This is a genomic window from Aeromicrobium sp., assembly GCF_047606445.1.
In the GTDB taxonomy this organism is placed as follows: Bacteria; Actinomycetota; Actinomycetes; order Propionibacteriales; family Nocardioidaceae; genus Aeromicrobium.
Map to the genome: position 1 here is coordinate 22167 of NZ_JASGEK010000034.1, position 7191 is coordinate 29357.

A 7191-nucleotide genomic window follows, 5' to 3' on the forward strand; every position below is an offset into this window, starting at 1 on the left:
CCGACGACCGTGAGGCAAGCCTCACGGAGCCGTCGCGCAGTCGGCGAGATGGTCGTCGACCAGGCCGACGGCCTGCATCAGGGCGTAGGCCGTGGTCGGCCCGACGAAGCGGAAACCCAGCGTTCTCAAGCGTCGGGCGAGGGCTGTCGACTCCTCGGTCGCCGCCGGGACGTCGGCCACCCGGCGCGGGCGGGGGCGCGGCGGCGGCGCGAAGGACCAGATCTCGGCGTCGAGGCGGCCGTCGAGGTCGAGCACGGCCCGCGCGTTGGCGACGGTCGCCTCGACCTTGGCACGGTTGCGCACGATGCCGGCGTCGGCGAGCAGCCGTTCGACGTCCTCGTCGTCGAAGGCCGCCACCCGGGCGGGGTCGAAACCGTGAAAAGCGGACCGGAAGTTCTCGCGTTTGCGCAGGATCACCGCCCACGACAGGCCGGATTGGAAGGCCTCCAGGCTGATCCGCTCGAACAGCGCGGCGTCGCCGTGGACGGGTCGCCCCCACTCGGCGTCGTGGTAGTCGAGCTGACCGTCGGCGAGGCCCCAGGGGCAGCGCGACAGTCCGTCGGGTCCGGGCAGGACGTCGCCCGGACGGTCTCGCCCCGTCGCCTCAACCATGGGTGAGCCAGGCGCGCAGGCGCTCCTCGACGGACCTCAGGTGGGCGATCGGCACCTGTTCGTCGGCCTTGTGGGCGAACAGCGGGTCGCCGGGGCCGTAGTTGACGGCGGGCACGCCGAGCAGGGTGAACTTGGCGACGTCGGTCCAGCCGAACTTCGGGGCGACCTGGGCGCCGACCGCCTCGACGAAGGCCGCCGCGGCGGGGCGGTCGAGGCCGGGCAGCGCGCCGGGCGCGGAGTCGGTGACGGTCAGGTCGAAGCCGGCGAAGGTCTCGCGCAAGAAGGCGAGCGCATCGTCCTCGCTGCGGTCGGGCGCGAAACGGAAGTTGATCGACAGCGTGGCCTCGTCGGGGATGACATTGCCGGCCACCCCGCCGGACACGCCGACCGCGTTGAGCCCCTCGCGGTAAGTGAGGCCGTCGATCTCGACCTCGCGCGGCTCGTAGGCGGCGAGCGTGGCGAGGGCGGGGGCGAGGGCGTGGATCGCGTTGACGCCCATCCAGGCGCGCGCCGAGTGGGCGCGCTCTCCGCGCGTCGTGAGGTCGACGCGCATGGTGCCCTGGCAGCCCGCTTCGACGCCGGCATTGGACGGCTCCATGAGGATCGCGAAGTCCCCGGCGAGCCAGTCGGCATGCTCCCGCGCGAGCCGTCCGAGTCCGTTGTGGACCGCCGCGATCTCCTCGGCCTCGTAGAAGACGTACGTGACGTCGCGCGTCGGCTCGGGGAGCGTCGCGGCCAGCCGCAGGGCAACCGCCACGCCCCCCTTCATGTCGCAGGATCCGAGGCCGTGCAGCAGCTCGCCGTCGCGCCGCGCGGGCAGGTTGCCGTTGACCGGCACGGTGTCGAGATGCCCGGCGATCACGACCCGCTCCGGCCGGCCGAGGTCGGTCCGCGCGATGATCGAGTGACCGTCGCGCACCACCTCCAGATGCGGCAGCGACCGCAGCGCCACCTCCACCTCGCCGGCGATCCGCTGCTCGGCCAGGCTCTCCGAAGGGATGTCCACGAGGGCAGCGGTCAGCGTGACGACATCAGCGGTCAGGTCCAGCGGCATGCCCCCACTGTGTCACGTCGATTCAGCGGGACTCGAAGGCGAGCCGAGCACCGAGCGCGGCGAACGTCGCGGCGAACACCCTGCGCATCCAGTCCATGACCTGGGGACGGCGCAGCACGCGATCACGCATCGCTGCGGCGCACGCACCGTAGCCCGCGAACACCACGAAGGTCATCGCCATGAAGACGGCCGACAACCCCACCATCTCCCCCACCGCGCCGGACGGGGCGAACTGCGGAAGGAACGCGAAGAAGAACAGCGTGAGCTTCGGGTTGAGGAGGTTGAGCGTGATCCCCGTCCCGATGACTCTCCACACCGATACCGTGGCCGCCGCCTCCACTGCGATCTCACCCCGCTCCCGCCAGGTCGACCATGCCATGTAGAGCAGATAGGCGACGCCCGCCCACTTGATGACGGCAAAAGCCACGCCGGAGGCCTGGAGCACTGCGGCAAGTCCCGTGATCGCCGCGAGCAGATGCGGGACGATGCCGAGCGTGCAGGCGAAGGCAGCGATCACGCTCGCTCGCGCACCCCGCCCGAGGCCCGTACCGATCGTGTAGAGCGCGCCCGTGCCCGGTGTGGCCACGATGACCAGGCAGGTCAGCAGAAAGGCGGTTCCCATGAACCGGACTGTAACCCCTGCCGCGCCCTACCCCCTGCGGGGCTGTCAGATCGACGACTGGATGCCGGCGAGGAGCTGGCGGGCCATGACGATGCGCTGGACCTGGTTGGTGCCCTCGTAGATCTGGGTGATCTTCGCGTCGCGCATCATGCGCTCGACCGGGTAGTCGCGGGTGAACCCGTAGCCGCCGAGCAACTGCACCGCATCGGTCGTGACCTGCATGGCGACGTCGGAGGCGAAGGCCTTGGCAGCGGCGCCGAAGAACGTCAGGTCCGCATCTCCGCGCTCCGAACGCCCGGCGGCCGCATACGTGAGTTGGCGGGCGGCCTCGATCTTCATGCCCATGTCGGCGAGCATGAACTCGACGCCCTGGAACTCGGCGATGGCCTTACCGAACTGCTTGCGCTCCTGGACATAGCCGAGCGCGTAGTCCAGCGCCCCCTGGGCGACGCCGACCGCCTGCGCCGCGATGGTGACGCGGGTGTGGTCGAGGGTCTTCATCGCGATGGTGAAGCCCTCGCCGACCTCGCCGATGATCCGGTCGCCCGGGATGCGCACGTTGTCGAAGTAGACCTCGCGCGTCGGCGAGCCCTTGATACCGAGCTTCTTCTCCGGGGCGCCGAAGGACACGCCCTCGTCGGACTTCTCCACCACGAACGCCGTGATGCCCTTGGAACGCTTCTCGGGATCGGTCTGCGCGAGCACCGTGTAGTACTCGGACTCGCCGGCATTGGTGATCCAGCGCTTCGTGCCGTTGATGATCCAGTCGTCGCCGTCGCGCACAGCCTTGGTCTTCTGGTTCGCGGCGTCGGACCCGGCATCCGGCTCGGACAGGCAGTAGGAGAAGCCGCCCTCACCCGCGGCGAGTTTGCCGAGGTACTTCGCCTTGATCTCCTCGTTGCCGCCGATCTGCACCGGCAGCGAGCCGAGCTTGTTCACCGCCGGGATGAGCGAGCTCGACACGCAGACCCGCGCGACCTCCTCGATCACCAGCACCGTCGCCAGCGCGTCCGCCCCGGCGCCGCCGTACTGCTCGGGCACGTGCGGCGCGTGGAAGTCCGACGCCAGCAGCGCCTCGGCCGCCTCCTTCGGGAAGCGCGCCTCCTCGTCGACCTCGGCGGCGTACGGGGCGATCTTGGCCTCCGCGACGGCCCTCACGGCCTCGCGGATCGCTTGGTGCTCCTCGGAGAGGGCGAACAGGTCGGACATCGGCGGGCTCCTGGCAGACGACGGATGAGAGAGGCCTCGACGGGTGTGAGACCGCTCCTCATCGTAGGACCGACGCCGCATCTCGTGCCCCGCCCCCGGCGAACCAGCGGGTAACCCGAGAGACACGACGACCCCGATGCGGACGCCGCCCACGACTTCCGGCACAGTGGGAGGGTGGCCGACGTCTCCGGCCGCCTGTCTGCCCTGAGGAGTTGTCGAGCGTGCCCGAGAACGCGAGCCTTCCCGTCCCCGCATCCTCGCCCCTGCCAGATCGCGTCACCACCGACGTGCTGCTGATCGGCGCGGGCATCATGAGCGCCACGCTCGGCACGCTGCTGAAGTCGCTCGAGCCGGACTGGTCGATCACGCTGCTGGAGCGGTTGGACGGCCCCGCGAAGGAGAGTTCCGACCCCTGGAACAACGCCGGCACCGGCCACTCGGCGCTCTGCGAGCTCAACTACACCCCGCAGCTGCCGAACGGCGACGTCGACGTCAGCAAGGCGCCCGTCGTCAACGAGCAGTTCCAGCTGTCGCGCGAGTTCTGGGCGCACTGCGTCGACGAGGGCCTGCTCGGCGACCCGTCGAGCTTCATCAACCCGGTGCCCCATGTGAGCTTCGTGCGCGGCGCGGAGAACGTCGAGTACCTGCGCAAGCGCTACGACAAGCTCTCGGCCAACCCGCTGTTCGAGGGCCTGGAGTTCATCGACGACCGTGACGAGTTCGCCCGACGCCTGCCGCTCATGGCGCAGGGCCGCGCGGCCGACGACACCGTCGCGGTCAGCTGGAACGACGCCGGCACCGACGTCGACTTCGGCGCGCTGACCTCGGCCTTCGTCGACCATCTGGCCCGTCAGGGCGCGGAGATCCGCTACGGCCACCACGTGAAGAACCTCACGCGCGAGACCGACGGAACCTGGCGGGTCAAGGCCAAGGACCGCCTCCACGGCACGACCGTCACCATCAACGCGAAGTTCGTCTTCGTCGGCGCGGGCGGCGGCGCGCTGACGCTGCTGGAGAAGTCCGGCATCCCGGAGATCAAGGGCTTCGCCGGCTTCCCGGTCAGCGGCCAGTTCATGCGCTGCCTCGACCCGGCGGTCGCCGAGAGGCACGAGGCGAAGGTCTACGGCATGGCCGCGGTCGGCGCCCCGCCGATGTCGGTCCCGCACCTCGACACCCGCGTCATCGGCGGCGAGCGGTCGCTGCTGTTCGGCCCCTTCGCCGGATGGACGCCGAAGTTCCTCAAAGAGGGGTCGTTCACCGACCTGCCGCTGTCGATCCGGCCGCACAACCTCATGCCGATGGCCGCGGTCGGCGTCACGTCGTGGGGGCTCATCAAGTACCTCGTGATGGAGCTGGCCAAGGGTCGCGGCAAGAAGATCGAGGAGTTGCGCGTCTTCGCCCCCGAGGTGGACGGCGACGACTGGGAGATCATCACCGCCGGCCAGCGGGTCCAGGTCGTGCGCAAGAAGGGCAAGGCGGGCGGCTCGCTGGAGTTCGGCACCACGGTCGTCAACTCCGCCGACGGCTCGATCGCCGGCCTGCTCGGCGCGTCGCCGGGCGCGTCGACGGCCGTCTCGGCGATGCTCGACGTGCTGGAGCGCTGCTTCGGCGACCGCGTCGAGGGCTGGCGTCCGAAGCTCACCGACCTCGTCCCCTCCTACGGCACGTCGCTGGAGGAGAACCCGAAGTTGTTGGCCGAGCTGCGCGAGTGGACCGACCGCTCCCTCAAGCTCACCCGCCCCTGACCGGACCGCTCACAGCGAGCCGACGCGGCGCGACACCCCGCGCCACGCCAGCAGCGTGAAGACGAGCGTCAGCCCGCCGAGCGCCCCGACGCTCGTCAGCCAGGTCAGCGCCTCGTGGTCCCACAGCGGGTCGGTCTCGACGTTCTTGACGTTGAGGTCGGTCGTGCTCGCGGCCGCTCCGTAGCCCCAACGGGTCGGGCTGAACCAGGCCAGCTGCGGGAGCACGGCGCGTCCCGCGATCGGGAACAGCCCGCCGGACAACACCAGCTGCCCCATCACGAGCAGCACGAGAGGCGGCATCGTCTGCTCGGTGGTCCCCACGCGCGCCGACACGGCGAGTCCGAGCATGACGCAGCAGACGGCGGTCGCGCACACCGCGACCAGGAGCTCCAGCGTGCTGGACCTGACGAGCACCGCCCCCTCCGGCCCGGGGCGGGCCACGAGCACCAACAGCACGAGCGTCGCCGCCTGCACCACCGCGATCATCGACAGCACGACCACTTTGGCCAGCAGATAGGAGGTCGGCGCGAGCCCGGCGTCGCGCTCGTGATGGAAGATCGGCCGCTCCCCCACGAGATCGCGGATGGCGCCGGCGAGGCCGAGGAACGCCGCGCCCACGACGAGCAGCACGAGGAGCCGCGCCGCCTCGGCGTTGGCCGGGTCCTTCGTCGGCCCGAGACCGTCCGAGCCGGGGACCGCCAAGGCGAGCACCGCCAGCACCACGGGCATGCCGACGAGCAATGCGAGGAACACCCGGTCCGCCAGCACCAGCCTCAGATGCCGGGCGCCGACGGTCGCGGCGTGCCGGAGCACGTGGCCGATCCGGGTCGGCGGCGTCGGCACGTCGACCGACCTCGGAACCTCCTCGCTCCCCGGCTGCGGAGCCGGCGCGCCCGCTCCCGCGACCGCCGGCACGGAGAGCAGCTGGAACACCTCCGCCCAGCTGTCGCGCCCGAAGTGCGCGAAGATGCCGTCCGGCGGGCCGCTGTAGGCGATCGTGCCGCCTGTGCGCAGCACGAGGACGTGGTCGACGAGGTCGAGGTGCTCCAGGTCGTGGGTGACCACCAACACCTGTTTGCCCGCGTCGGCGAGCCCCCGCAGGATCTGCATGATCTGCAGCACCAACGACGGGTCGAGGCCGGAGGTCGGCTCGTCGAGGATCAACATGGACGGCTCGGTCAACATCTCCATGGCGATCGCGACACGGCGCTGCTGGCCGCCGGAGAGCCGCGCGATCTGCGTGTCGGCGTGCTCGGCGAGGCCCAGTTGGTCCAGCACTGCCGCGACCCGGGCGCGGCGGTCTTCCGCCGAGACGTCCTCGGCCAGGCGCAGCCGCGCCGTGTAGTCCAGCGCGGCGCGAGCAGTCAGCGACGAGTGCGCCACCGTGTACTGGGGGACCACGCCGATCTCGCCCCGGAAGGCCTTGCGCTGGCTCACCATACTGGCGCCCCGGAAGTCGACCACGCCGCTCGTCGGACGCTCCTGCCCGGTGAGCAGCCGCAGAAGGCTCGACTTTCCAGCGCCGGAAGGGCCCACCACCGCCACCACCGACGGCAGGCTGACCTCGAAGCTCATATCGTCGACCAGTCGTTTGCCGCTCGGTATCGCCAGCACCGCGTGGCGCACCACGAGACCGCTGACCTGCGCCGCGCGCAGCACGCCGCCCTCCACCACCAGGTGGGTGTTGCCGATCAGGATCTGGTCGCCCTCGACGAGCCGTTGCCGCCGCACCGCGCCGCCGTTGACCAGCGTGGCGTTGGTGCTGCCCAAGTCCTCGATCCACAACTGCCCGTCGGCCTCGGTCAACCGCGCATGGGCGCGCGAGGCCATCGGGTCGTCCACGACCAGGTCGCAGGAGGGGTCCCGGCCGATGACGGCGCCGCCGCCCGGCGGAGTGCGCAGCGCGGGCGGAGAGGCCGGGACCGGGGGTGCCGCCGGGGCGGGCGGCG

At 70.9% G+C, this 7191-nt stretch carries 6 protein-coding genes; 1 reads left to right on the forward strand and 5 read right to left on the reverse strand.

The genetic code is table 11. From position 1 onward, the window contains the following. Positions 1–21 precede the first annotated feature (21 nt). From QM621_RS08050 to QM621_RS08065, 4 genes are read right to left on the reverse strand one after another with little or no spacing between them, the layout of a single operon-like run. Positions 22–612: a DNA-3-methyladenine glycosylase I gene (locus tag QM621_RS08050; protein WP_414989858.1), complete on the reverse strand. Its 591-nt coding sequence runs from the start codon at positions 610–612 to the stop codon at positions 22–24. Then, a complete protein-coding gene (gene dapE, locus QM621_RS08055; protein WP_414989859.1) occupies positions 605–1666 on the reverse strand; it encodes a succinyl-diaminopimelate desuccinylase in 1062 nt (353 codons plus the stop codon). The genes QM621_RS08050 and dapE overlap by 8 nt, the downstream gene beginning before the upstream one ends. 22 nt (positions 1667–1688) lie before the next feature. Beyond that, on the reverse strand, positions 1689–2288 hold the full coding sequence (locus QM621_RS08060) for a LysE family translocator (protein WP_414989860.1): 600 nt from the start codon (positions 2286–2288) through the stop codon (positions 1689–1691). A 45-nt stretch (positions 2289–2333) separates the two neighbouring features. Beyond that, the gene (locus QM621_RS08065; protein WP_414989861.1) at positions 2334–3497 is read right to left on the reverse strand and encodes an acyl-CoA dehydrogenase family protein; all 1164 of its coding nucleotides are present in this window, start codon (positions 3495–3497) and stop codon (positions 2334–2336) included. A gap of 221 nt (positions 3498–3718) precedes the next feature. On the opposite strand from QM621_RS08065, the gene mqo reads away from it, so the two are divergent. Further along, complete coding sequence (mqo, locus tag QM621_RS08070) at positions 3719–5242, forward strand: malate dehydrogenase (quinone) (RefSeq protein ID WP_414989862.1); 1524 nt, start codon at positions 3719–3721, stop codon at positions 5240–5242. A gap of 9 nt (positions 5243–5251) precedes the next feature. Here the strand turns inward: mqo and QM621_RS08075 are convergent. Continuing rightward, positions 5252–7191, reverse strand: a 1940-nt coding sequence (locus tag QM621_RS08075) for an ATP-binding cassette domain-containing protein (RefSeq protein ID WP_414989863.1), incomplete at its 5' end; no start/stop codon positions are given.

Coding starts and splice junctions, on each gene's coding strand:
- QM621_RS08050 (WP_414989858.1), bottom strand. CDS start 612: ATGGTTGAGGCGACGGGGCGAGACCGTCCGGGCGACGTCCTGCCCGGA.
- dapE (WP_414989859.1), bottom strand. CDS start 1,666: ATGCCGCTGGACCTGACCGCTGATGTCGTCACGCTGACCGCTGCCCTC.
- QM621_RS08060 (WP_414989860.1), bottom strand. CDS start 2,288: ATGGGAACCGCCTTTCTGCTGACCTGCCTGGTCATCGTGGCCACACCG.
- QM621_RS08065 (WP_414989861.1), bottom strand. CDS start 3,497: ATGTCCGACCTGTTCGCCCTCTCCGAGGAGCACCAAGCGATCCGCGAG.